Origin of the sequence: Streptomyces sp. NPDC058877 (assembly GCF_042742855.1) — a bacterium.
GTDB lineage: Bacteria > Actinomycetota > Actinomycetes > Streptomycetales > Streptomycetaceae > Streptomyces.
Genome location: NZ_JBHYMF010000025.1, coordinates 13040 through 34426 on the forward strand (window position 1 = coordinate 13040; position 21387 = coordinate 34426).

The following is a 21387-nucleotide window of genomic DNA, read 5'->3' on the forward strand; positions in this document are numbered from 1 at the left end:
CCCGTTTTCCCTCCGCCGTCCGCTCGTCCGCATGTCTCTTGTCCCGAGAATCACGATTGGTTGTCCGATGGCCAAGCCCTACCGTTCCCCCGCCTCCGGCAGCGCCCGCGCGCGACTCGCCGCCGCACGACGGCAGGAAGCCGAACGCGCCCGCCGCAGGAAGACGCTCATCCGGACCGCTGTGACCGGTGTCGCGCTGGCCGCGGTGGTGACCGTGACGATCGCCGTCCAGTCGTACAAGGACGGGGACGACCGGCCCGTCGTGATCCCCCGGGGCGCTGCCGGGCCGGAGGGGCTGGTCATCCCCACGGGCGACGATGACGCTCCCGTGACGCTTGCCGTCTACGAGGACTTCCGGTGCCCGGGCTGCGGGCAGGTGGAAGACAGGCTCGGGCCGACGATCAACAAACTGCAGGACGAGGGCAAGCTCCGGGTCGAGTACCACGTGCTGTCCCTGGTCGACAGCATCGTCCCGGGCAAGGGCTCGCTGTACGCGGCCGGCGCGGCGGCCGCGGCGCAGGACGCGGGCAAGTTCCGCGAGTACCACGACGCGCTCTTCGAGAACCAGCCGGAGGAAACGGATGACGCCTTCGGGGACAAGGATTTCCTGCTCACCCTGGCCGAGGGGATCGACGGTCTGAACACTCCCGAATTCACCGAAAGCGTCAGGGCGGGAACGCACGACACCTGGGTGAAGAAGGTGCAGCGGACGTTCGACCGGCAGACCGCGATCCCGGGAACCCCCGCCATGTTCCTCGACGGTGGGGAAGCCGACCTCCTGAAGGACCCGCAGCACCCCCTCACCGCGGAACGCCTCACCGAGTTGGTCAACGCCGCGGCGCAGGCGGAGACCGGGCAGTGAGCGGGAATCGGTACGCCGCTCACCGACCGGGGACTCGACGTACCCGCGCCGCAGGACCCGGGGCGGAGCTCCCCGGACGTCCACGGGCCGGACGTTCCGCGCCGTCCGAGACCCGGGGGCCTTCCCGGCCCCGGGCCACGCCGGCGGTCACGACGGCCGCCGGGCGATGGCCAGGAGGTCGCCGGCCGGCCCCTGGAGACGCTGCCCGGTCGGCCATACGGCGCGCAACGACCGGGTCAGGTCAACGGCATCGACCGTGATCATGGCCAGGCGGCGGGCGCGGACGTCGTCCTGGACCGAGAGGCTGCTCATGACGGCCGGCCCCGCTCCCGAAACCGTCGCCGCCTTCACCGCGGCCGTGGAGGCCAGCTCCAGCGACGGCGTCTCGGGTCCGCCGTGGGCGGCCAGGGCACGGGCCAGGACCTGGCGGGTGCCGGAGCCCTGCTCACGCATGATCAGGGGAGTGCGGGCCAGCTCCTGAGCCGTGACGGGTGCGCGGCGGCGGGCCCACGGGTGATGCGGGGCCGCGACGACCACGAGTCGGTCCGTGGCGATGACCGTCGCGTCGAGGCCCGGTGGGACGGTGGCGCCCTCGATGAAGCCGATGTGTGCTTCGCCCGTCAGGACCTTCTCGGCGGCAGAACGGGAGTTGTCGACACTCAGCGCGATCGCCGTGCCGGGCCGCTCCTGTCGTAGGACGACGAGCCAGGGCGGCAGTAGGTACTCGGCGATCGTGAGGCTCGCCGTCACGCGCAGTCGGTTGTCGCGCCGCGCCCGCAGTGAGTCGATTCCCGCGTCGAGCGAAGCCGCGTGTTCCAGGAACGGGCCGGCCCACCCGGCGACCAGGGCACCGGCCGGAGTCAGTCGGGAGCCATTGAAGGAGCGCTCCACGAGGCCCACCCCGATCTGCTGTTCCATGGCGCGCACCCGGGCCGATGCGGCCGACTGGGTGATGCCGAGCTGCGTCGCGGCCTTGCCGAGACTGCCCCGCTCGGCCACGGCCAGCAGCAGTTCGAGAGAGGTGAGGTCGGGAATGCGGCGTAGCGAGCTCATGGACGGATGGTAGCTTCCACGTCTTTATGACTTTTTGTGCACTTGGGCGAGGCGTCCCGGTGGCACCCGGTGAACGGGTACGTCACCGTGACGTCATGCCCCTCTCGGATCCACCGGGTGTCGCTCCCCGGGAGACTGCCGCGCGGCGTCTGCTCGGTGACCTGTCGCACCCGCACGAGGCCTTCCGCCATCTGGGCCCGAACTGGTACGCGTCGGTGATGGGCACGGCCATCGTGGCGAACGCCGGCGCGACCCTGCCGGTCCGCATCCCCGGGCTGCGGACCTTCGCCACGGCCGTGTGGGGGCTGTCGCTGGTCATGCTCGTGGCGCTGCTGGCGGCCCGCGCGGTCCACTTCGTACGCCATCCGGACCAGGCGCGTGCCCACCTCTTCGACCCGACGGTCGCTCCGTTCTACGGATGCCCCCCGATGGCCCTGCTCGCCGTGGGGGCCGGGACCCTCCTGGTCGGCAAGGACGTCATCGGCGCCGACGCCGCACTGGTGCTGTCCTGGACCTTGTGGGTCCTCGGCACCGCGCTCGGCCTGACGGTGGCCGTGACCGTGCCCTTCCTCATGATCACCACGTACGAGCTGAAGCTGCGCAGCGCCTCGACCGCTTGGCTGCTGCCGATCGTGGCTCCCATGGTCTCGGCGGCCACCGGCCCCCTGCTGATCCCCCACCTGCCCGCCGGTCAGTGGCGGGAAGCGATGCTGCTGGGCTGCTACGCGATGTTCGGGCTCAGCCTGATGGCGACGCTGCTCATCCTGCCCACCGTGTGGGCGAAGCTGGTCCAGCACAAGGTGGGACCGCTCCACATGACACCCACCCTGTGGCTCGTGCTCGGACCGCTCGGCCAGTCCACCACCGCCGTCAACTCGCTCGGCGACGTGTGCTGCGGAGCCGTGGACGCACAGCTCGCCTCCGCGCTGCGGATGTTCGCGATCGTCTACGGCGTGCCCGTCATGGGATTCGCCGTGATGTGGATGGTCCTGTCCGCCGCCGTCACCGTGAGCGCCGTCGCGAACGGGATGCCCTTCGCGCTGACCTGGTGGGGCTTCACCTTCCCCGTGGGCACGTGCGTCACAGGGGCATCGGGCCTGGCCCTGCACACCGGCCTCTCCCTCTATTCCTGGATGGCCGTGACCCTCTACGCCCTGCTGCTGGGGGCCTGGGCCGTCACCGCGACCCGCACCGCGATCGGTGCCGGACGGGGCGCTCTCTTCCTTCCGCCCCGTTAGCGTCCCTGCTCCCGGGGCACGGACGCGTCGCCGCGCGGGACGGCGGGCTCCACAGCGGATTCCGACTGAGTCGACCGGCGCGGTCGTCGCTGTAAGTACGGGTGATTCCGGTGTGAGGGGTGCGGTTCCGGCTGAGCCCGTTCGGCATCGGAAAGGTCTTGATGCCCCGCATCAAGCGGAACGATGCCCGGCCGGTCACTCACCCATCAGACGCGTCCTGACGCAGCGCGGCGGCGACCAAGCCTCCGAGGGCCTCGCGCCGAACTTCGCCGCCGCTCACCAGCCGGTCGAAAACCAATCCGTCGATGCAGGTCAGCAGGGTGTGGGTGCGGTTCTCGACGTCCGTGACGCCGTGTGCGGCGAGGAACAGTCGGACGGCTTCGCGACCGGCGTTCTCGCGGGGCGCGAGGATCTCGCGCAACTCCGGGTCGCGCACGCTCTCGACGGCACAGGCGTAGCGGGCGAGCGAGCGAGCGGTGACGGCCCTCGCCGGTGAGTCGCTGTCGGACGAGCATTCCCATGGCGTTCACCAGCTGCTCGACGGTGTGCAGGGGCGGAAGCCCTTCGTCGGTCGTGTGCAGTTCCGCCTGGTCGAGTTGGACCAGGCGCGTGACGAGCGCGGTGAGCAGTGCGGTCCGGGTGCGGAAGTAGGCCGAGGTGGTGCCCGGCGGCATGGCGGCCTTGCGGTCGACCGCGCGGTGGGTCAGGCCGCGCATCCCTCACATCGCCCTCTTGGACGGGAGGGCCGAGTGGCACGCCGTCCTCAGCCTCCCCGCCGGGACGCGATTCAGCGACCCGCTGACCGAGCTGCGCCGACGGTTCCACGTCTGGCACGACCCGATTCCCGCCCTGCTCGACGCGACCCGGCCCGCCGCCGTGCTCCACCACGACGTCAACGAACTCCGCACGCCACTCCCCTCGTACACGGCCGGCCGGATCGCCCTGCTCGGTGACGCGGTACACGCGATGCCCCCCCACCTCGGGCAGGGCGCCTGTCAGGCGCTGGAGGACGCGGTCAGCCTGGCTGCCGCCCTCGGCGCCGAGCCCACCGTCGAGGCCGCGCCCGCCCGCTATGACGCCGAGCGCCGGCCGCGCAGCCAGGCCGTTGCGCGGGCCGCCCGGCAGGCCGGGAGAATGGGCCAACAACTCTCCCACCCCCTGGCCGTCGCCCTGCGGAACACGGCGATGCGCCTGACGCCATCCGACGCCGCAACGCGCATGATCCTGCGACACCACTCCTGGGTCCCGCCGCGACTGAACTGATCCGATGCGCGCGGCGCCAACTCGTGGCCAGGCGTTTTCCGGAGCGCGTGCGGCCCGTCCGGTGAAAGGCGCGGAGGCGCGGCGACGGGCTGCCGTCGCATCCGTCGCGGTGGGGAAGCAAGGCGGCGGCCTGCTGAACGCTTCGGGTTCCGTACGACTCGCGTCGTGTGCCGGCGTGCAGGGCCGCTCCGCTCGCCGGCGCAGCCGGTCCGGTCGGCAGCCGGTGACCCCCGATGCCCACTGCCGTCCGGGAACGCCGTCCCGCTGTGGCCGTCCAGGAACCCCGTGGGCTTGCCCTCGCCCCGGAACGCCCGACACCAGGGCGGGTCGGGCGGTCGAGCACGGGCTTCTGCGACGCCTCTCAGGGGCCGCCGCGGGTCATCAGGGCGCCGACTGCAGCCAGGGGCGGCGTCCCGGTCCGGTCGGGTGGGTGCCGGTGGTGCCCATGACCACCGAGTAGAGGCTGGTCTCCGCGGCGATGAAGAGACGGTTGCGCTTGGCACCGCCCCAGGAGATGTTGGCGACCGCCTCGGGGACGTTCAGTCGTCCGATCAGGGTGCCGTCGGGGTCGTAGCAGTGCACGCCGTCGTCCATCGCGGCGACCCAGAGCCGTCCGCCGTCGTCGAAGCGGAGGTTGTCGAAGCGGGCCTTCTCGCGGGCCCCCGCTTCGGCGAAGACCTTGCCGTCGGACAGGGTGCCGTCGTCGCGCACGTCGAAGACCCGGATGCAGCCCGCCCGGGTGTCGGAGACGAACAACTGCCGCTCGTCCGCGGAGAAGACCAGGCCGTTCGGTGCGCCGAAGCAGTCCGCGACCAGTTGCACGTCACCCGTGGCCGGATCGATCCGGTAGACGTTGTTGGAGCCGATCTCGCTCTCGGCGCGGTATCCCTCGTAATCGCTGGTGATGCCGAAGTCCGGGTCGGAGAACCAGATCGAACCGTCGGACTTCACGGCCGCGTCGTTCGGGCTGTTCAGGCGCTTGCCCTCCCAGCGCTCGGCCAACACGGTGATGGTGCCGTCGTGTTCGGTCCGGGTCACCCGACGATTGCCCTGTTCGCAGGTGATCAGCCGGCCCTCGCGGTCGAGCGTGTTGCCGTTGGTGTGCCCGGCGGAGCGGCGGAAGACGGCGACCGCGCCGGTCTCCTCGTCCCACCGCAGCATCCGGTCGTTGGGGATGTCGCTCCAGACCACCTGACGCCAGGCGGGCAGGTAGATCGGCCCCTCGGCCCAACGACAACCGGTGAACAGGACCTCCAGCGCCTCGTCTCCGTTCATGCACCGCCCGGTACGGAACCGGTCGTCAAGCATCTCGTACAGCCCCGGACGATCACCGCTCATGGAGTCCACTCCTCACACAACTCATCATATGCCGAATATAGATCGGCTCGAAGCGCATGTTGCAAGATGAGATACTGTCATCGCCGGCAAGTTCCGAATGGAGAGTTGTGGATCACGTCGATCGTGCGTTGCTGGCGGAGCTCCAGCAGGACGCCACCCAGCCCTACGCCGCGCTCGGCCGGGCCGTCGGCCTGTCCGCCGGTGCCGCCCATGAGCGCGTACGGAAGCTGCGGGAGCGCGGGGTCATCCGGCGCACCACCGTCGAGGTGGACCCGGCCGCCGTGGGAAGCGCCGTCCTGGCCTACGTGATGGTCGACTCGACGTCCTGGATGGGTGATTCGGCACCGGACTTCGCCGCGCTCCCCGAGGTCCTGGAGGCGCACGTCATCGCCGGCAGCGCCTCGGTTCTGGTGAAGGTCAGGACGGCCACCACCGAGCAACTGCAGGACGTGCTGCGCCGCATCTACGCGATCGACGGGGTCAGCGGAACACAGGCGACGGTGGTCCTGGAGACCTTCTTCGAGCGCCCGTTGTCACCGCTCGCCCCCGATCGGTCCTGACCCCCCTCGCGCCCGCCACCACTCCGTGGGAACGACGAAGTCGGCGGAGCGCGTCACCTTCGACTGTGACGGGGGTCCGGTTCGATGAAGCTCCGCCCTCGCGAAGCGGCCGGTCACCGGGGTACGCCCCCGCTTCGGGGTGCTCGTGCCGGCCGTGGGCGGCAGTCTGCGACACGGACCGTCCGGCGGGGCGGCTTTGTCGATGAGTTCCCCGTCCTCGAACGGTCCATCCAGCGACACGGCCGTTCTCGACAGGAGTGCCATGTCCACCATCCAGCCAGTGATCCTGACTGCCGACCAGGACGTCCTGGTCGGCTTCTACACGGAACTGTTCGGCGCCGAGGAGGTCTTCCGGGTGCCGGCGGACGGTCCGGCGTTCTACCTCGGCCTGCGCATCGGCGACACCGACCTCGGGCTGGTGGCCAAGGAAGCCCCGGAGGCCGGGGCGGCGCCGCGGATCCTGCTCGGCATCGGGGTCGACGACGTCGACGAAACGCTCGCCCGAGTGGAGGCGTTGGGCGGTTCGGTCCGCAGCGGCCCCCATGACATGCCGTGGGGACAGCGCGTCGCCCACATCCAGGACCCTGACGGCAATCCGCTGAACCTCACCCAGCCGATCCCCGATCGGTAATGCCGTTCCGCGGTGCTCGTGTTGATCGTGGGCCGTCTGCGGCAGGGACCAATGGTCTTTGTGGGCCGCGGTGTTCATCAGGACGAGCAGCGTGTGCAGGAGCTCGGCGGCGCGGGCGGGGCAGTGCGGGCCTCGGTGAGGACCCGCCGGTCCTTCGAGTGGACGAAGCCGCTTTCGGCGGGGACGCGTTCGGCGGCCAGGACCCGACCGGCCCCCTTCCCGGCAGGTGAGAGCCTGCGGGCGAAGGGGGCCTTGAAGCCGGTGACGACCACGGGACCGCCCCCGTTGTCGTCACCGGCTCGGCCCCGCTGCCCGAGGTCCACCCGCGTCCGGCTTCTCGAAGGCACCGGCACCCGCCGAGGAGCGGGATCGTGACTACTGTTGCTGCCCCTTCCGCGGTGTCGTGACGTCCTCGGCGCAGGCGAGCGCCTCGACCTCGACGCGCAGCGCGGGCGTGGCCAGCGCCGCCACGGTCATCACGGTCATGCAGGGGCGCAGGTCGCCCAGCCACGCGGCCATCCGTTCGCGCCGCCGCTGCAGGTCTATCTCGCCCGCGAAGTAGAACGTCAACTTGACCAGGTCCTCGTGGCGCATGCCCGCCGCCCGGAGGTTGGCCGTGACGTTCTCCAGCGCGAGTCCGAGCTGCTCGACCGGGTCCTCGGGAAGCTCACCGGCCGGGGTCATGCCGATCTGGCCGGATACCACGAGCCACCGGACCTGACCGGTGATCTCGGCCTGGTGCGAGTAGGCGGCGAGCGGCGCCGCTATCTCCGGGGGGTTTCGGAAGGTGTTCACGGAAGTTCTGCTCCAGTTCGGACGGACGGGCTGCGGTGCGTGCCGAGCGCCTCGGTGCTCGACTCGCCCCGGTCGGTAGTCTCGCGCACGGAGCCGTCCGGCTTCTCGGAGATCCGCACCGGTGCATCCCCGTACCGGCGCGCCAGGACCGCCACCGTGCCCTGCTGCGGTGAGACGCCTCGCACCCCGCGCCCCGTTCCCTGCGGGACGAGGCGCGGGGCGAACGCGTCCGCGACACGAGCACCCCGGTCAGGACAGGCCGGGCAGCGACACTTCGAGAACCGGGACGGGCCGCGGGCTGCCGTCGGCGTCGACGGCGACGAAAGTGAGGAAGGCGGTGGCGACCTCGGTGGCGGGGCCGGAGCTGTTCCACCGTTCGGCGGTGACGCGGACGCCGACGGTCATGGAGGTCCGTCCGGCGCGTTCGAGGCCGGCCTCGACGCTGAGCAGGTCCCCGGCCCGGACCGGGGCGAGGAAGGCCATCCGGTCGACGGACGCGGTGACGGCGGGGCCGTCGGCGTGGCGTCCGGCGGCGGCAGCGGCGGCGTCGTCGATGAGCTTCATCATCACGCCGCCGTGGATGGTGCCGTAGAGGTTGGTGTCGTGCTCGCTCATGATGTGGGCGAGGACGACCCGTGAGTCGTCCGGGGTCTTCGGCGTGCGGGCAGGGCTGGTGACGGTGGGATCGGCCACGTCAACTCTCCTTCGCGAGTCGCGGCAGGGCTGTTCCGCACGCCGCGGGTGCCGACGCACGGGCAGCGGGCAGGTCTTCGGACTCGCGGGCACGCCTCGTCGTACGAGACCCCTACTGGCCGTCGCTTCCCAGGACCGTCGTCCGGTCCCAGTGCGTATGACGGCGGTCGTTCCCGCTCACCGCTGCGGGGCAGTCCCGGATTCCCACCGGGTTCCCTCTTAGGCGTCGTCTCAATTGGTGAGGTGCCGCCGGATGAACGGTGTCGTTCCAAGGACGAGTGCGGCGAAGACGGCCAGTCGTTGAAGGCCGGGCTGCTCGGCGAGGTTGCTGTGCTGGATGCCGTGGACGGCATACCAGTTGGCGGCGAGGTCGGTCGCCATGATGGCGCAGGCAAGGTCAATTCCCCGGCGCTTGCCCCTGATGAGGAGCACGGCGGCGAGCGTGTCGAACAGTGCCAGGGACGACCAGTAGAGGTTGAGCCAGCCCGGTGCCCAGTCGTAGGGGTGCAGGCCGTGGCTGAGGAGGTCGGTGACGTGCGCGAAAGCACCGACGAAGAGCAGGACGGCCGCGATGCCGCAGGCCGATATGACTGCCCAGCGCGGGGTGTGGTGCATCCATCCGATCACGTTGCGGATCGTCCCACCTGCGGGTGTCGCTCGTCAGGCTGTCAGTCTGCGGTAGCAGATGAGGGTGCAGGCGATGGCGGTGAAGGCCAGGAAGTGCTCGGCCTTGCGCTCGTAACGGCGGTGCAGGCGGCGGCAGCCACCCAGCCAGGACATCGTGCGCTCGATCGTCCAGCGATGCCGGCCCAGTCGTGTGGAGGATTCGACGCCTCTGCGGGCGACGCGGTGTCGGATGCCGCGCGAGCGGAGCCATCGGCGCAGGTGGTCGTAGTCGTATCCCTTGTCCGCGTGGAGCTTGGCGGGCCGTCGCCGGCGTGGGCCGCGGCGGGACCGGATCGGAGGAATGCCGCGTACCAGCGGCTCAAGCGCCTGGCTGTCGTGGAGGTTCGCGCCGGAGATCCCGACAGAGATAGGCAGACCGGTCCGCTCAGTGATCGAATGGATCTTCGAGCCTTCCTTGCCCCGGTCCACAGGATTCGGACCTGTCAGCTCCCCCCTTTCAGGGCCCGCATGTTCACCGAGTCGATCGCGCAGCGCGACCAGTCCAGTGCGCCACGAGAGCCCAGTTCGTCGAGGATGATGCGGTGCAGCTTGGCCCAGACCCGGGCGGTACTCCACTCGGTGAAGCGCCGATGTGCGGTCGGCCCCGACGGCCCGAAGGCCGGCGGCAACTGCCGCCAGGTGCAGCCTGTCGTGGCCACGAAGATGATCACGGCCAACACCTCGCGGTCTCCGTACCGCCGCCGGCCGCCGCCCTGCGGTCGTGCCGGAGCGGGCGGGACCACCCGCTGGAAAAGTTCCCACAACTCGTCCGGCACCAAGCGCTCGACCATCACCACACAGCGCAGACTACTCAACCCACCAAATGAGACGACGCCTAACCTGACGCCGGCTACGAGCCTGGCCTGCCCGTGGCTGAGGCGAAGCGCGATAGTCGTCACAGGAGCGGGTTTGTTGTCACCGAGACCGCGGGCGTACGCGTCCCTGCGTGCTGCCCGGCGGGCAGGTTTGCTGCAGGACCGCATCGACGCTTGACCTCAAGCAAACTTGAGCTTCTAGGTTCCTTCCAGGGCCGCGGGAACCGACCGGCGGCGCCTTTCGAGGAGGTTCGCCATGACCGAGCGCACAGTCCACATCGAGATCCCCGACCGCTACCGCTACACCGTGATCCCGCACATCATGGTCGATGACGCCGCTGCTGCGATCGATTTCTACGAGCGGGCGTTCGGCGCCCGTGAGGACTTCAGGATTGACGCTCCGGGCGGCGGGATCCTGCACGCCGAGATCACCATCGGACGGTCGGCACTGATGCTGGGCGACGTCAGCGTGGACGAAGCGGAGACCGCCTCCTTTGCCGCGCCGACCTCGCTCGGCGGAGGCACGTCCGTCACGCTGCACGTCTTCGTGCCGGACGTCGACAGCCTGGTGGAGCGCGCCCGGGCGGCCGGCGCCGAGGTCCTCCAGCCGCCGAAGGACATGTTCCACGGCGACCGCACCGCCATCCTCAAGGACCCTTCGGGGCACATGTGGGTATTTCTGACCCATGTGGAAGACGTATCGGACGAGGAGCTGCGGCGCCGCCTGGCCGCCGCCGGGTAACCCCTCGCCGTGGGCGCAGTGACCGGACCGGTAACGGACTCCACGCAGTTGGGGGCGCCGAGCCGGAGCGGGTCATGTCCCTTGTCGTGGTGTAGCCGATCATTCGGCGGTCGTGTTGGGTAGCGCGGGGGCGCTTTCGGGGAGCTTGGCGGGGTAGAGCTGGCCCATGCTTCCTTCAGGCAGGTAGCGGCGGGGGAAGACGATCCATTCGTCGTGCAGTTCGAAGAGCACGGCGGTGACCTGCGACTATTCAGGATGAGAGAGGTTCGCTCTCAAGAGCCACCGGGCGGGCCAAGGTCATGGTCATGAGGAGCGCCGGTTTCGCTGGGCCGGGATTTGCTGCTAGGTTGCCGCGCCGTTTTTCGAGGGTTCCTGCGGTGACGAGTCCTCGGGCGTGCGTGGATCGGGCGTCGCCGCTCTGCGAGGGTGACGGTGATCACGAGGGCTCTTGAGCGCGTGCTGCGTAGGCTTGTGGGGTCGTCGCGGTGGAGCCAGGGAGAGCGGGTGAAGTTCCCCGGCGTTGCCTGGCGATGTGTCAGGGAAGTCGGCGAGTGGTCAGCGTGAGTCCTGAAAACCTGGCGACAGCTGCCTGGACTTGCGACTCGTTGCAGGGTGTGGAAACAGCCCTTGACCTGCAAAAACGCAGGCAGGGAGCCTATGCTCAGGAGTGCCTCGATGATACGGACCATGTTCAAGTCCAAGATCTAGCATTTGGGTGTTTTTGCAGGTCAGAGGCTTGATAGTCCCCGCTCGGGTCAGCAAGCGGTCAGCATCGGACGCGGGAGCGTCCGATGCTTGCTGACCAGGTGGCCGCCATGACGGGGACCTGGACACAGGTACCTGGCTCCCGCTTGGGACGCTCGCTGCGTTACTCGACAGCTCGTCCGCGGCATGGGCTCTGAGCGAGTGGGCCGCCCTCGAGGCTGAGCGGCGTGCCCCGCGGATGTCTCCGCCGCTACCGCGACCTCGCCCGCCCCGGTGTCCTTCTCGTCCAATGCGCCGGCGCCATGGGCCTCGGCAACGTCGCCATCTCCGAGACCGAAGCCGGAGCCCACTCCACCGCGGCGGCCCTCCGCGTGACCTGTTGCTGACGATCACCCGCGCCCGTGAAGCGGGACTGGTCCTGGGGCGGCAGGATGGTGTCCCGCCGAGTGGTGTAGCCGATCAAGCTGGCGGAATCCGCAGGTCGTGGCCCGATTCGCCCTCGCCGGCGGTCCTGTTGGGGCTCGCCGAGCCGGGACCAGCGGTGATCGCACGACGGACCGCAGTGGCACGTCCCGGACGGCTCCGAAGCGGAGGCGACGGACCGTGATCGGCTACACCACGACGGGGGACACGACCGTCGGCAGGGCAGCCGGTTGCCGCACCACCCGGGGGCTGCACGTGTAGGCCATGATGGGCGAAGCGCCCACGGGGTGAGATGTCCGAGTGAAGGGCAGGCGGCCGCCCGACCCGTACGTACGACAGGGCCCCGTATCCGCCATGCCGCCGCCTCCCAGCAGCGATACTGGATGCATGGACACGACGATCACCGCACCCCGCGCCGAGGTGCTGCGGGACCGCTACCGCAGCCGACTGCCCGAGCGCTTGCAGGCGCTGGTCGGCCCCGTCGAGGGCAACGTGGACCTGCCGCTCCACATCGTCTGGTCCGGGCGGACGAGCTACAGCCTGGACCGTCCGAAGTCCTGCATGACGCTCTACCGGACCGTCCTCGCCGAAGGACTGAGCGAGGACCTGGTGGCCCTCCTGCACCACCGGCTGCTCACCGAGCAGTGGCCCGTGCTGCGGCGCTTGGTCAGTCCCCACATCCGCGAGGTCTGGGAGGACGCCTTCCCCGAGCTGCTCCGCACCGCTACGACCAGCGCGACCGCCGGGTGAAGCTCACTCCGCTCCACGAGCGTCTCCTCGCCGACATCCTCGACATCGGCTCCCCCTACCCTCTGGTCCTCACCGGCGGATACGCCGTGCAGGCCCACGGCCTGGTCGAACGCTTCAGCCGCGACCTCGACGTCGCCACTGAGAACCCTGCTCCGATGCAGGAGATCGTCGCCTCACTCACAGCCGGCCTCAGCGCGCGCGGATGGCGGACCACGCACGTCCAGACCGATCCGCTCAGCGGTCGGTTCCTCGTCACCGATCCGGACACCGGCGAGGAGTGCGAGGTCGACGTTCTCAAGGAGGCGTTCTGGGCCCCACCAGCCCAGACCCCCTACGGCCCCGTTCTTTCCCTCGATGACGTGATCGGCACCAAGGTCCGTGCCCTAGCCGACCGCGGCACCGTCCGCGACCTCATTGATGTCCAGGCTGCCTCCCGCCACCGCTCCACCGCCGATCTCGAGTCCCTGGGTCGCCGTCGCGCCCACGACGAGTTCAGCCTCGAAGACCTCCGGGACCGGCTGATCGGCGCGGACTGGTACGAGGATGAGGACTACACCGCGTACGGGTTCACCTCCCGGCAGATCGAAGAGCTCAAGGCGTGGGCGCTGGAGTGGGCGGAGGATCTGGGCGCGCGGATCCATGACGAGAACGCCTGAGAGGCGGTCGTCGCAGCCCTCCTCCTCTCTAGCGCGGCTGCAACGAGAGGATGCGGTGTAGCCAGCAGGTTCCGACTCGGAGCCGTCCACGGTGGGCTGCCCTGCACGGCGGATGTGTGGGGCTGTCGAGCGATACCCCGCAGTGGACTCACGGCGAAACCGGGCTGCGGTAACGGTCAAACAGCACTTCCTCGGGACCGGTGCTGCCCTGGCCCCGAAGGACGGCAGAGTCACCTACTGGGCAGATAGGCGAGGCCATGCGCTGCATCGCCCGCGCCCACACCGTCACCGCGGGTCGAGGCCTACGCTCTGCCCCGGCAGCAGTCGCAGGGCGAGGACCGATCCGTCGGCGTGGACGGAGACGGGGCCGCCCCAATCCTTGCCGAAGGCGAGGCGGGGGCGGACGTGGCGGCTCGCGTGGACGAGGGCGCGATATTCCTCGACGTCGCCTCTGGCGAGAAGTCGGAAGACCTCCTCGTCCACGCCGGAGAACGCCTCGACGCGAGGCCCGTTCAGGCGGAAGACGTGGTCCGTGCCGACGTACTCGTTGCCGAAGAGAGTGTGGGCGGCGTCCTGGATGCTCATGCTGGCCGCGTGCTCGAGGCCGGTGAACCGTTTGCGGCCCTGCCGATCGGTCAGGTGCCGGGCGGTCGCGTGGCCGGATCCCGTGAAGGCCATGAGCCCGGCGGCCGTGGTGTGGGCCAGTGACTCCTGGAACCAGGCGTAGTCCTTCGGCCGCACGTGGCAGCCCCGTACGGGCTCCGGTGTCACCAGGCCCTCGGTCGGCGGGTGGATGTCCGGCATCACGTTCGCCTGGAATGGCGGGGCGTTCAGGTTCGCCTCCCGGCCTTCCGCCGGGGACAGCCGACCTCCGCTGCCGAGTGCCTGGAGGGCGTGGACGGTCATCGTGCCGCCGTCCGTCGGGAGCTGCGTGCTGAACAGCAGGCCAGGGGTCTCGTTCCACGCGCCGATGTGGACCGCTTCGGCGTGGGCCGAGGCGGATGCCAGTTGCTCGGCGGAGGTAGCGGAGTCGCTGTGGTTGCCCTTGCACGCGAGGGGGATGGCAAGGGACGGCTCGCCCGGCCGCCAGACCTCGGCAAAGTACTGGGGGCGGTAGCGGTATTTCACCTTCTCGCCCTTGTCCCTGCTGGTGAGGGCCCAGCCCGCGCGTAACGCCGTGTCGGCGGGGACGATCGTCACCGAGTGGTCGGGGAAGCGGCTGCCCAGCATGTGCTCGGCGAGCGTGAGCGCGAAGCCTACGCCGAGCTCGCCGGACTGCAGCGACTTGTAGTGGTCCGCGATGCGGTGGCCTTCGTCGGTGAGGGCGAAGAAGGAGTCGCGACCGCCGGTCAGGGCCTGGGTGTACTTGAGTGCGCCCCAGTGTTCCGCCAGTCCCCGGCCTGCCCCGCGCCACGACAGGGCGGTGGCCCGGGCGAGGGTGTGGAGCACGTCCCAGAGGGTCACTTCGAACTGCCGGGGCAGCTCCGTCGGCAGGATCGGGACGAGGGCGGGCTTCCGGCGGAGTGGCTCGTCCTCATTCTCCTTGCGCTTCTCGTCGTCCGCCGCGATGGCGGCCTTCACCTTCCCGACGAGCGCGTCGTCCGAGTGGACGGAGACGTTCGAGGGCTGGGTCAGGTCCTGTAGCACTTCCTCGGTCGGCTTCAAAAGCTCTCCTTCACGATGTGCGAGTGCGGTTCGCCATCGGCTGGACCGTATGGAAGGGAGGAGCGGCGCACGCAAGTGCGCAGGGGGGCGTGACCTGGACTTCGGCTCGGGCGGGAGGCAGACCAGCGAGCCGGCTTGCGGGGCGGTCGAGCGCCGACAGGCGGATGGCCGAAGGGACCGTGTGCCATGAACCAGAGCGATGTCGGTGCCCGACAGGTCGGTGGCGCGTGGGCGCACGTCGTCCGTGTGCGCAGAGGGATCTCCTGCATGCCTGATGGCTCGTTAGGAAAGTCGGCATCCGGTCAGCATGGGTCGTCGGACGTTCCCGAAGGATTGCCCGTACAGGCGTCAGTGTGGTGCGAAAGCCCAGGTAGGAAGCCGTCCAGCCCGACCGGAGCGATGTTCCTCACAAACTTCGGACGGGGGTGTCGGTGTAAGGTCGGGACCGCCCTTGACCTGCACAAAGCAGGCAGGGAGCCGTCTTCGAGGAGTCCCAAGTGCTGCGTACTCTGTTCAAGTCCAAGATCCATCGCGCCACCGTCACCCAGGCGGATCTGCACTACGTCGGTTCGGTCACCGTCGACGCGGATTTGATGGAGGCCGCCGACCTGCTTCCCGGAGAGCTGGTCCACATCGTCGACATCGACAACGGCGCCCGCTTGGAGACCTACGTCATCGAGGGGGAGCGCGGTTCCGGAGTCATCGGGATCAACGGTGCCGCCGCGCACCTGGTGCACCCCGGCGACCTCGTGATCCTCATCAGCTATGCACAGATCGAGGACGCGGAGGCGCGGACGTTCGTGCCGCGCGTCGTGCACGTCGACGGCGACAACCGCGTCGTGGAGCTCGGCAGCGACGCATCGGCGCCCGTCCCCGGCAGCGCCACGGTGCGTCCCCCGCACGCCGTGCCCGCCCAGGTCTGAGGGGTCGGGGCTCCCGGCCGCGGAGTGCCCCGGGGCCCGGCGGGCGCCGTCGGGGCGGTGGGGTCACCCTGGAGGGGGAGACCCCGCCGACCGAGAGGTCCGTGATGACCCACCCGTACCCCGATCCCCTGCCCCCTTCGCCCATCCCGCCCCCCGTGCCCTCGCCGCCGCCGGTGCCCCCGCCGAACCCGGTGCCGGTCCCTCCTGACCCCGGTCCGAGTCCGGCGCCCCAGCCGGGCGGTCCCGTGCCGGAACCCGAACCCCAGCCCGAGCCCGGGCCCGCCGGCGGGTGACCGGGAGTCGACGGAAAGGTGACGGAAGGGGCGTGAGTTCCGCGGAACCCTTGTCACGGAGCGTGCGCCGCCCCTAACTTGGACGGCTGCTGCCGTGTTCAAGGGGGGCCCATGGCCGGACGTCACCGCCGCCACCAGCCGAGCCGGATCAACCGTGCCTCGCTCACCGTCACGGCGGGGGGCGCCGGCATGGCGCTGCCGCTGGTGGGCGCGGGCACCGCACACGCCGCCTCGTTCGACGTGTGGGAGAAGGTCGCTTCCTGCGAGTCCTCTTCCAACTGGCACATCAACACCGGAAACGGCTACTTCGGCGGCCTCCAGTTCAGCCAGTCAACCTGGGAGCAGTACGGCGGGACGCACTACGCGCCCCGTGCCGACCTGGCCTCCAAGGACCAGCAGATCGCGATCGCCGAGCGCGTGCTCAAGGGGCAGGGCCCCGGGGCGTGGCCGTCCTGCGGCTCCCGTGCGGGCCTTGCACGGGACGGAGGAGCACCGGACGCCACCCAGCGGCGGGCCGCGGCGACCGGGTCGACCGGTGGCGGGAACGCGGTCCGGGCGGCTTCCCTGCCGGGGCAGCGGGCCTTACCCGAACAGCCCGCCCGCAGCGCCACTCCGACCACGGTGCCCACCGTGCGCGAGATGTACACGGTGACCCCCGGCGACTCCCTGTCCGCGATCGCCCGCGACGAGCACGTCCGGGGCGGTTGGCAGGGGCTCTACGCGGCGAACCGCACCGTCGTCGGGGACGACCCCGACCTCATCCACCCGGGCCAGCGGCTGACCCTGCGGATCACGGCGCCGCGGCCGGCCGCGAAGGACACGCCGCCCGCCCCGGCGTCCCGGACGGCCGGGGCGACCGCGCCCAAGACCGCCCCTCCGGCCGCCGACCCGGTGAAGCGGACCGACGCGAAGACCCCTGCCGCACCCGCCGCGAAGCCGGCCCCGAAGCCCTCGGCCAGGCCGAGCGCCCGGCAGACCGCCGCGCCGAGCGCCAAGTCAGGCAAACAGAGCCCGAAGCCCAGCACCAAGCCGTCCGCGAAGTCCACGCCCCGTCCCGAGGCCAAACCTGCCGGGACCCGTTACTCCGCGCCCGTCTCCGCTTCGATCGGTACCCGGTACGGAACCCGCGGGGCCTCCTGGTCCAGCGGCTACCACACCGGAGTCGACTTCCCCGTGCCCACCGGCACCTCGGTCAAGGCCGTGGCCGGCGGCCGGATCGTCTCCGCCGGCTGGGGCGGGGCGTACGGCTACCAGATCGTCCTGCGCCACGACGACGGCCGCTACAGCCAGTACGGCCACCTCTCCGCCCTCACCGTCCGCGAGGGGCAGCGGGTGGAGGCCGGCCAGCGCATCGCGCGTTCAGGGTCGACCGGCAACAGCACGGGACCGCACCTCCACTTCGAGGTTCGGACGGGTCCCGGGTACGGCTCCGACATCGACCCCCTGGCCTATCTCAGGGCGCGCGGGGTCTCCCTCTGACGACGATGACGCCGACGGGGCGTCCGATGCGACCGTCATGCGGTCGAGGGTGAGCTGGACGAGGCCGCCGGCGGCGACCGCACCGCAGATCAGGGCGGCCACGCCGCCGGCGGTGCCGTAGCGGAAGCCCTCGCCGAACGTCGTCACGCCCACCGCGGCGGCGGCCATCGGGTTGACCACCGTGACGGTGGCCAGCGGGGCGGCCAGTCCCGCGCCCCGGTACGAGGCCTGGGAGAGCAGCAGCCCGGTCACGGCGAACGCGGACAGCACGAGGAGGCCGGTCCACTCGGCCAGCGGCGCCGCGGGCTTCCACGCATCGGCCACGGCCTTGGTGAAGACCGAGGCGAAGCCGAAGGCGACGCCCGCGCCCGCCGCGAGCACGACGCTGCGCAGCACCGGGCGGGCCACCAGGTGCGCCGCCGCGAAGAGGACGGCCACCGTGCCGAAGGCGACCCCCGTGAGCAGCCACCGGTCGCCGTCCGTCAGCTGTCGCGCCCCGTGCCCGGTGGTGAGGCTGAGCAGCCCGGCGAGACCCACCGTGGCCATGAGGGCCCCGCGCCAGGCCCGCCCACCGGCCCGGCGGCCGACGAACAGCGCGGCCATGGGCAGCGCGAAGACGATGGTCAGGGCGCCCAGCGGTTGGATGAGGCTGAGCGGCCCGTACGCCAGGGCGGCGACGTGCAGGGTCGCGCCGACGCCGTTGAGGAGGACGGACCCCCACCAGGCCGGGACGCGCAGCGGTGCGTAGCGCGGGCCCGCGGCGGAGGCCGCGACCCGCTCCTGGACGATCGCCGCGGCCGCGTAGGCGACCGCGGAGGCCAGGGCCAGGACGACGGACAGCATGAGAGGACTCATACCTTCCACGATCTCTCTTTCCGGCCGATCGCGTCGTCGTACCGGGGGACGTCTTCTCGGGTACCACTTATGCGGTACGTGGTCCCCGGCTACGCCCCGGGGTGTACGACCACGCAGGTCGGAACGGGTGCAAAGCGGTCCTTCCGCCCGCTCGGGGGCGCCTCTGGGGGCGCTGGGGGCCACTTCGGAGAAGTTACGGTGGCACCGGACGGGCAGGACCGCGGAGCCGGGTGGGGGCATGGGCATGGAACTGGGTGGCGACGGGGCCCCGGGCGGTTTCTTCGCCCTGCGGGCCACCGCTCCGGAGACCGGCGGTGCGCACCGGCCGCTCGCCCGCCTGTACGCGGGGGAGGACGGCCCCCTCACCGCGCGGGTGGACCGGGTCGCCGCCCGGCTCGGTGCCGCCGAGCGGCGCGTCGGCGCCTCCGTCGCCCACCTCGGGCTCGCGGCCCGGCTCTGGTCCGTCACCCTCGGGCCGGCCGCGCTGTACGGCCGCTTTCCCGCCCTCGATCCCGCCGAGCTGTTCTGGGACGGGGCCCTGGCCGCGCCCGACGACCTCTGGTGGGCCGGTTCTGCGACCCGCCCCGCCACCGTGGACGAGCTCCGCGCCGCCGTCCAGCAGGCCCATCTCGTCCCGCTCCACGCGGCACTGCACCGCGAGGGCCGGATCGCGCCCCGTCTCCTCTGGGGCAATGCCGGCTCCGCCCTCGTCGGGGCGCTGCGCGAACTGACCCGCTGGGCGCGCTCCCGGGGCAGGCCGGAGGTCGCCGAGCGGGCCGCCGCCCTGGCCTCGGGACTGCTGGACCATTCCGACCTCGCCGGCACGGTCCGCGGACCCGGGCTGCGCCGGACCAGCTGCTGCCTCTACTACCGCGCCCCGGGCGGCGGGCTGTGCGGTGACTGTGTCTTCGACCACGCCCCCCGAACGGGTTTGGAGGCGCGGCCCTCCGCTCCGTAAAGTTGCCCTTTCGAAAGCCCGCGAACGGCGACGCACGAGCGAACGAGGAACCCGAAGGCCATGACGGTGACCGAAGAAATCCAGGAATACGGGCCGGGCATCGACCCCGAGCGCCTGGCCGTCTGCCTGAGCGTCCTCGACGAGCTCGACGAGCTGGAGGTCGACCACCCGGACGCGATCCGCGTCCGGCGCGCCACCGCCGGGATCTACCGGACGGTCAAGCAGCGCCGCCGCCAGGAGCGCCGGGCTGCCAAGACCGCGAACGACAAGGCGGTCACCGAGGCCACGGCCACCGGTTCCGCCCAGCGCATCGACGACGAGACCGAGGGCCTGCTGCCGACCTCGGTCACCGAGGAGGGCCGGATCGCCGGCATACTCCAGCGCCCGCGCTCCTGCTACGTCTGCAAGACGCGGTACGTCGAGGTCGACTACTTCTACCACCAGCTCTGCCAGAAGTGCGCGGCGGAGAACCGGGCCAAGCGGGAGGCGCGTGCCGACCTCACCGGCAAGCGCGCGCTGCTCACCGGCGGCCGGGCGAAGATCGGCATGTACATCGCACTGCGGCTGCTGCGCGACGGCGCCCACACCACCATCACCACCCGCTTCCCCAAGGACGCCATCCGCCGCTTCAAGGCGATGGAGGATTCCGCGGACTGGATGCACCGCCTCGAGGTCGTCGGCATCGACCTGCGCGATCCGGCCCAGACCGTGGCGCTGGCCGACCAGATGGCGGAGGCCGGTCCGCTCGACATCCTCATCAACAACGCCACGCAGACCGTGCGCCGGTTGCCCTCGGCGTACGCCGCCCTGGTCGAGGGCGAGACCGCTCCCCTGCCGGCCGGCGAACTCCCCGCGCACCACGTGATCGGCGCGTTCAACTCGGGCGCGGTCGACGGCCTGGCCGCGCTGCCCGTCGGCGTGAGCGGCCTGGAGGCGCAGAAGGTGGCGGACCTCGCGCTGGTCGCGGGCAACGCGAGCATCGCCCGACACCTCGACGGCACCGCCATCGACGCGGGCGGACTGGTGCCGGACGTCGTCGAGACCAACACCTGGGTCCAGAGCATCGAGCAGATCTCCCCGGTGGAGCTGCTCGAAACCCAGCTGTGCAACTACACGGCGCCGTTCATCCTGATCAGCAAGTTGCGGCCGGTGATGGCGGAGGCGGCGAAGAAGGCCGCCAGCGGGCGTGCCTACGTCGTGAACGTGTCGGCGATGGAGGGCGTCTTCAGCCGCGGCTACAAGGGCGCCGGTCACCCGAACACCAATGCCGCGAAGGCCGCGATGAACATGGTGACGCGGACCAGCGGCCAGGAGATGTTCGAGACCGACGGCATCCTCATGACCTCGGTCGACACCGGTTGGATCACCGACGAGCGTCCGCACTTCGACAAGCTGCGCCTGGCGGAGGAAGGTTTCCACGCCCCCCTGGACCTGATCGACGGCGCGGCCCGGGTGTACGACCCCGTCGTGCGCGGGGAGGCGGGCGAGGACCTCTACGGCTGCTTCCTCAAGGACTACTCCCCGGCGAACTGGTAGGACCGCCTTACCGCGGTTCCCGTGGTTCCGACAAGAGCGCCTCACCGGCCTGGTGGGGCGCTCTTTCGGCTCGATTCACCCGATCGCATCACACTTTCGAGCCCGGTAGAGCGCAGAGGTGCTCATTTGGTTACTCTGATGTTCACGGTCGGCCACCGGGGAGACACACATTCCCCACGGCCTTCCATGGGACAGGCCTGCCACCAAGGCCGCGGTCCCGCCCGACGAACGGCGCCACCGCGACCGACCGGCACTTGTCCCACAGGTAGCGCGACACGAAGGAGTGCGCGGTGACACCCGAACTGACGAAGCAGGAACCGCGACCGGCCGAACCCCACGACCGGCAGCGACGGAACGGCGAGCTGGGCAGCCTCGAAGTCTGGGCCCACGCGGCCCCGATCCGGCTCGCGGGCTACGAGGACGACCTCGCAGAGCCCCACATCCTGCCCGGCATCGACTGATCCCCTCTGCATCCCGGTGTCCCGGCC

The 21387-nt window shown here is 70.8% G+C and carries 22 protein-coding genes, 3 pseudogenes and 1 riboswitch; of the genes and pseudogenes, 14 read left to right on the plus strand and 11 right to left on the minus strand.

Translation table 11 applies throughout. The features are described 5' to 3' along the window. Positions 1–67: 67 nt before the first annotated feature. Positions 68–862: a DsbA family protein gene (locus ACFW2Y_RS08750; RefSeq protein ID WP_384875533.1), complete on the plus strand. Its 795-nt coding sequence runs from the start codon at positions 68–70 to the stop codon at positions 860–862. Between the two features lie 147 nt (positions 863–1009). Here the strand turns inward: ACFW2Y_RS08750 and ACFW2Y_RS08755 are convergent, their stop codons facing one another. Then, a complete protein-coding gene (locus ACFW2Y_RS08755) occupies positions 1010–1915 on the minus strand; it encodes a LysR family transcriptional regulator (protein WP_384875536.1) in 906 nt (301 codons plus the stop codon). 95 nt (positions 1916–2010) lie between these two features. Here ACFW2Y_RS08755 and ACFW2Y_RS08760 point away from each other — a divergent pair, with 95 nt between their 5' ends. Beyond that, positions 2011–3153, plus strand: a complete 1143-nt coding sequence (locus ACFW2Y_RS08760) for a TDT family transporter (RefSeq protein WP_384875539.1) — start codon at positions 2011–2013, stop codon at positions 3151–3153. A gap of 199 nt (positions 3154–3352) precedes the next feature. Here ACFW2Y_RS08760 and ACFW2Y_RS08765 read toward each other — a convergent pair. Continuing rightward, a pseudogene (locus tag ACFW2Y_RS08765) lies at positions 3353–3869 on the minus strand (TetR/AcrR family transcriptional regulator). A 4-nt stretch (positions 3870–3873) separates the two neighbouring features. Here ACFW2Y_RS08765 and ACFW2Y_RS08770 point away from each other — a divergent pair. After that, a pseudogene (locus ACFW2Y_RS08770) lies at positions 3874–4416 on the plus strand (FAD-dependent monooxygenase); the annotation flags it as partial. Positions 4417–4797: 381 nt separating this feature from the next. Here ACFW2Y_RS08770 and ACFW2Y_RS08775 read toward each other — a convergent pair. Then, a complete protein-coding gene (locus ACFW2Y_RS08775) occupies positions 4798–5754 on the minus strand; it encodes an SMP-30/gluconolactonase/LRE family protein (protein ID WP_384875542.1) in 957 nt (318 codons plus the stop codon). A 107-nt stretch (positions 5755–5861) separates the two neighbouring features. Between ACFW2Y_RS08775 and ACFW2Y_RS08780 the strand changes: the two genes are divergently transcribed. Next, a complete protein-coding gene (locus ACFW2Y_RS08780; protein ID WP_384875545.1) occupies positions 5862–6314 on the plus strand; it encodes an Lrp/AsnC family transcriptional regulator in 453 nt (150 codons plus the stop codon). A 262-nt stretch (positions 6315–6576) separates the two neighbouring features. Then, positions 6577–6945, plus strand: coding sequence for a VOC family protein (locus ACFW2Y_RS08785; RefSeq protein WP_384875546.1), 369 nt, complete (start codon positions 6577–6579; stop codon positions 6943–6945). A 77-nt stretch (positions 6946–7022) separates the two neighbouring features. On the opposite strand, the gene ACFW2Y_RS08790 is transcribed toward ACFW2Y_RS08785, so the two are convergent. From ACFW2Y_RS08790 to ACFW2Y_RS08810, 5 genes and pseudogenes are all read right to left on the minus strand, one after another. Next, a complete protein-coding gene (locus ACFW2Y_RS08790; protein WP_384875548.1) occupies positions 7023–7268 on the minus strand; it encodes a hypothetical protein in 246 nt (81 codons plus the stop codon). Between the two features lie 52 nt (positions 7269–7320). Next, entirely contained in the window at positions 7321–7740 is a 420-nt protein-coding gene (locus ACFW2Y_RS08795) for a RidA family protein (RefSeq protein WP_384875551.1), read from the minus strand. A gap of 282 nt (positions 7741–8022) precedes the next feature. Then, positions 8023–8433 (minus strand): annotated as a pseudogene (locus ACFW2Y_RS08800) (acyl-CoA thioesterase); the annotation flags it as partial. A gap of 50 nt (positions 8434–8483) precedes the next feature. Beyond that, a riboswitch (cobalamin riboswitch) is annotated at positions 8484–8702 on the minus strand. Beyond that, positions 8665–9060, minus strand: a complete 396-nt coding sequence (locus ACFW2Y_RS08805; RefSeq protein ID WP_384875553.1) for a hypothetical protein — start codon at positions 9058–9060, stop codon at positions 8665–8667. Its footprint overlaps the riboswitch before it by 38 nt. Positions 9061–9093: 33 nt before the next feature. Beyond that, positions 9094–9890 (minus strand): IS5 family transposase gene (locus tag ACFW2Y_RS08810; protein WP_384875632.1). Its coding sequence is split into 2 segments (ribosomal slippage): positions 9094–9548 and positions 9548–9890, totalling 798 coding nucleotides; the frame shifts between segments, so codons are not numbered across the junction. 280 nt (positions 9891–10170) lie between these two features. On the opposite strand from ACFW2Y_RS08810, the gene ACFW2Y_RS08815 reads away from it, so the two are divergent. Then, positions 10171–10656, plus strand: a complete 486-nt coding sequence (locus ACFW2Y_RS08815) for a VOC family protein (RefSeq protein ID WP_384875556.1) — start codon at positions 10171–10173, stop codon at positions 10654–10656. Positions 10657–10755: 99 nt separating this feature from the next. Here ACFW2Y_RS08815 and ACFW2Y_RS08820 read toward each other — a convergent pair whose 3' ends face one another. Beyond that, positions 10756–10887: a hypothetical protein gene (locus ACFW2Y_RS08820; protein ID WP_384875558.1), complete on the minus strand. Its 132-nt coding sequence runs from the start codon at positions 10885–10887 to the stop codon at positions 10756–10758. Between the two features lie 701 nt (positions 10888–11588). On the opposite strand from ACFW2Y_RS08820, the gene ACFW2Y_RS08825 reads away from it, so the two are divergent. The 3 genes from ACFW2Y_RS08825 to ACFW2Y_RS08835 all read left to right on the plus strand — a co-directional run bounded on the left by ACFW2Y_RS08825 (position 11589) and on the right by ACFW2Y_RS08835 (position 13190). Next, entirely contained in the window at positions 11589–11747 is a 159-nt protein-coding gene (locus ACFW2Y_RS08825; protein ID WP_384875559.1) for a hypothetical protein, read from the plus strand. Positions 11748–12171: 424 nt separating this feature from the next. Further along, positions 12172–12534: a hypothetical protein gene (locus tag ACFW2Y_RS08830; RefSeq protein WP_384875562.1), complete on the plus strand. Its 363-nt coding sequence runs from the start codon at positions 12172–12174 to the stop codon at positions 12532–12534. Continuing rightward, positions 12531–13190, plus strand: a complete 660-nt coding sequence (locus tag ACFW2Y_RS08835; RefSeq protein WP_384875565.1) for a nucleotidyl transferase AbiEii/AbiGii toxin family protein — start codon at positions 12531–12533, stop codon at positions 13188–13190. Before ACFW2Y_RS08830 ends, ACFW2Y_RS08835 begins: the two co-directional genes overlap by 4 nt. Positions 13191–13475: 285 nt before the next feature. Here the strand turns inward: ACFW2Y_RS08835 and ACFW2Y_RS08840 are convergent, their stop codons facing one another. Continuing rightward, positions 13476–14855: a hypothetical protein gene (locus ACFW2Y_RS08840; protein WP_384875568.1), complete on the minus strand. Its 1380-nt coding sequence runs from the start codon at positions 14853–14855 to the stop codon at positions 13476–13478. A gap of 497 nt (positions 14856–15352) precedes the next feature. Between ACFW2Y_RS08840 and panD the strand changes: the two genes are divergently transcribed. Beyond that, complete coding sequence (panD, locus tag ACFW2Y_RS08845) at positions 15353–15778, plus strand: aspartate 1-decarboxylase (RefSeq protein ID WP_384875571.1); 426 nt, start codon at positions 15353–15355, stop codon at positions 15776–15778. Positions 15779–16182: 404 nt separating this feature from the next. Then, the gene (locus ACFW2Y_RS08850) at positions 16183–17550 is read left to right on the plus strand and encodes a transglycosylase family protein (protein WP_384875573.1); all 1368 of its coding nucleotides are present in this window, start codon (positions 16183–16185) and stop codon (positions 17548–17550) included. Here the strand turns inward: ACFW2Y_RS08850 and ACFW2Y_RS08855 are convergent. Next, entirely contained in the window at positions 17431–18405 is a 975-nt protein-coding gene (locus ACFW2Y_RS08855) for a DMT family transporter (protein WP_384875576.1), read from the minus strand. The two genes, ACFW2Y_RS08850 and ACFW2Y_RS08855, sit on opposite strands and share 120 nt — an antisense overlap. Positions 18406–18649: 244 nt before the next feature. On the opposite strand from ACFW2Y_RS08855, the gene ACFW2Y_RS08860 reads away from it, so the two are divergent. The 3 genes from ACFW2Y_RS08860 (at position 18650) to ACFW2Y_RS08870 (ending at position 21360) form a co-directional block, all read left to right on the plus strand. Beyond that, positions 18650–19363 (plus strand): (2Fe-2S)-binding protein, encoded by a 714-nt coding sequence (locus tag ACFW2Y_RS08860; protein WP_384875634.1) that lies wholly within the window; start codon positions 18650–18652, stop codon positions 19361–19363. A 60-nt stretch (positions 19364–19423) separates the two neighbouring features. After that, positions 19424–20899 carry an SDR family NAD(P)-dependent oxidoreductase gene (locus tag ACFW2Y_RS08865; RefSeq protein ID WP_384875579.1) on the plus strand — a complete coding sequence of 492 codons (1476 nt, stop codon included), beginning with the start codon at positions 19424–19426 and terminating at the stop codon, positions 20897–20899. Positions 20900–21189: 290 nt separating this feature from the next. Next, complete coding sequence (locus ACFW2Y_RS08870) at positions 21190–21360, plus strand: hypothetical protein (protein WP_384875582.1); 171 nt, start codon at positions 21190–21192, stop codon at positions 21358–21360. Positions 21361–21387: the final 27 nt, after the last annotated feature.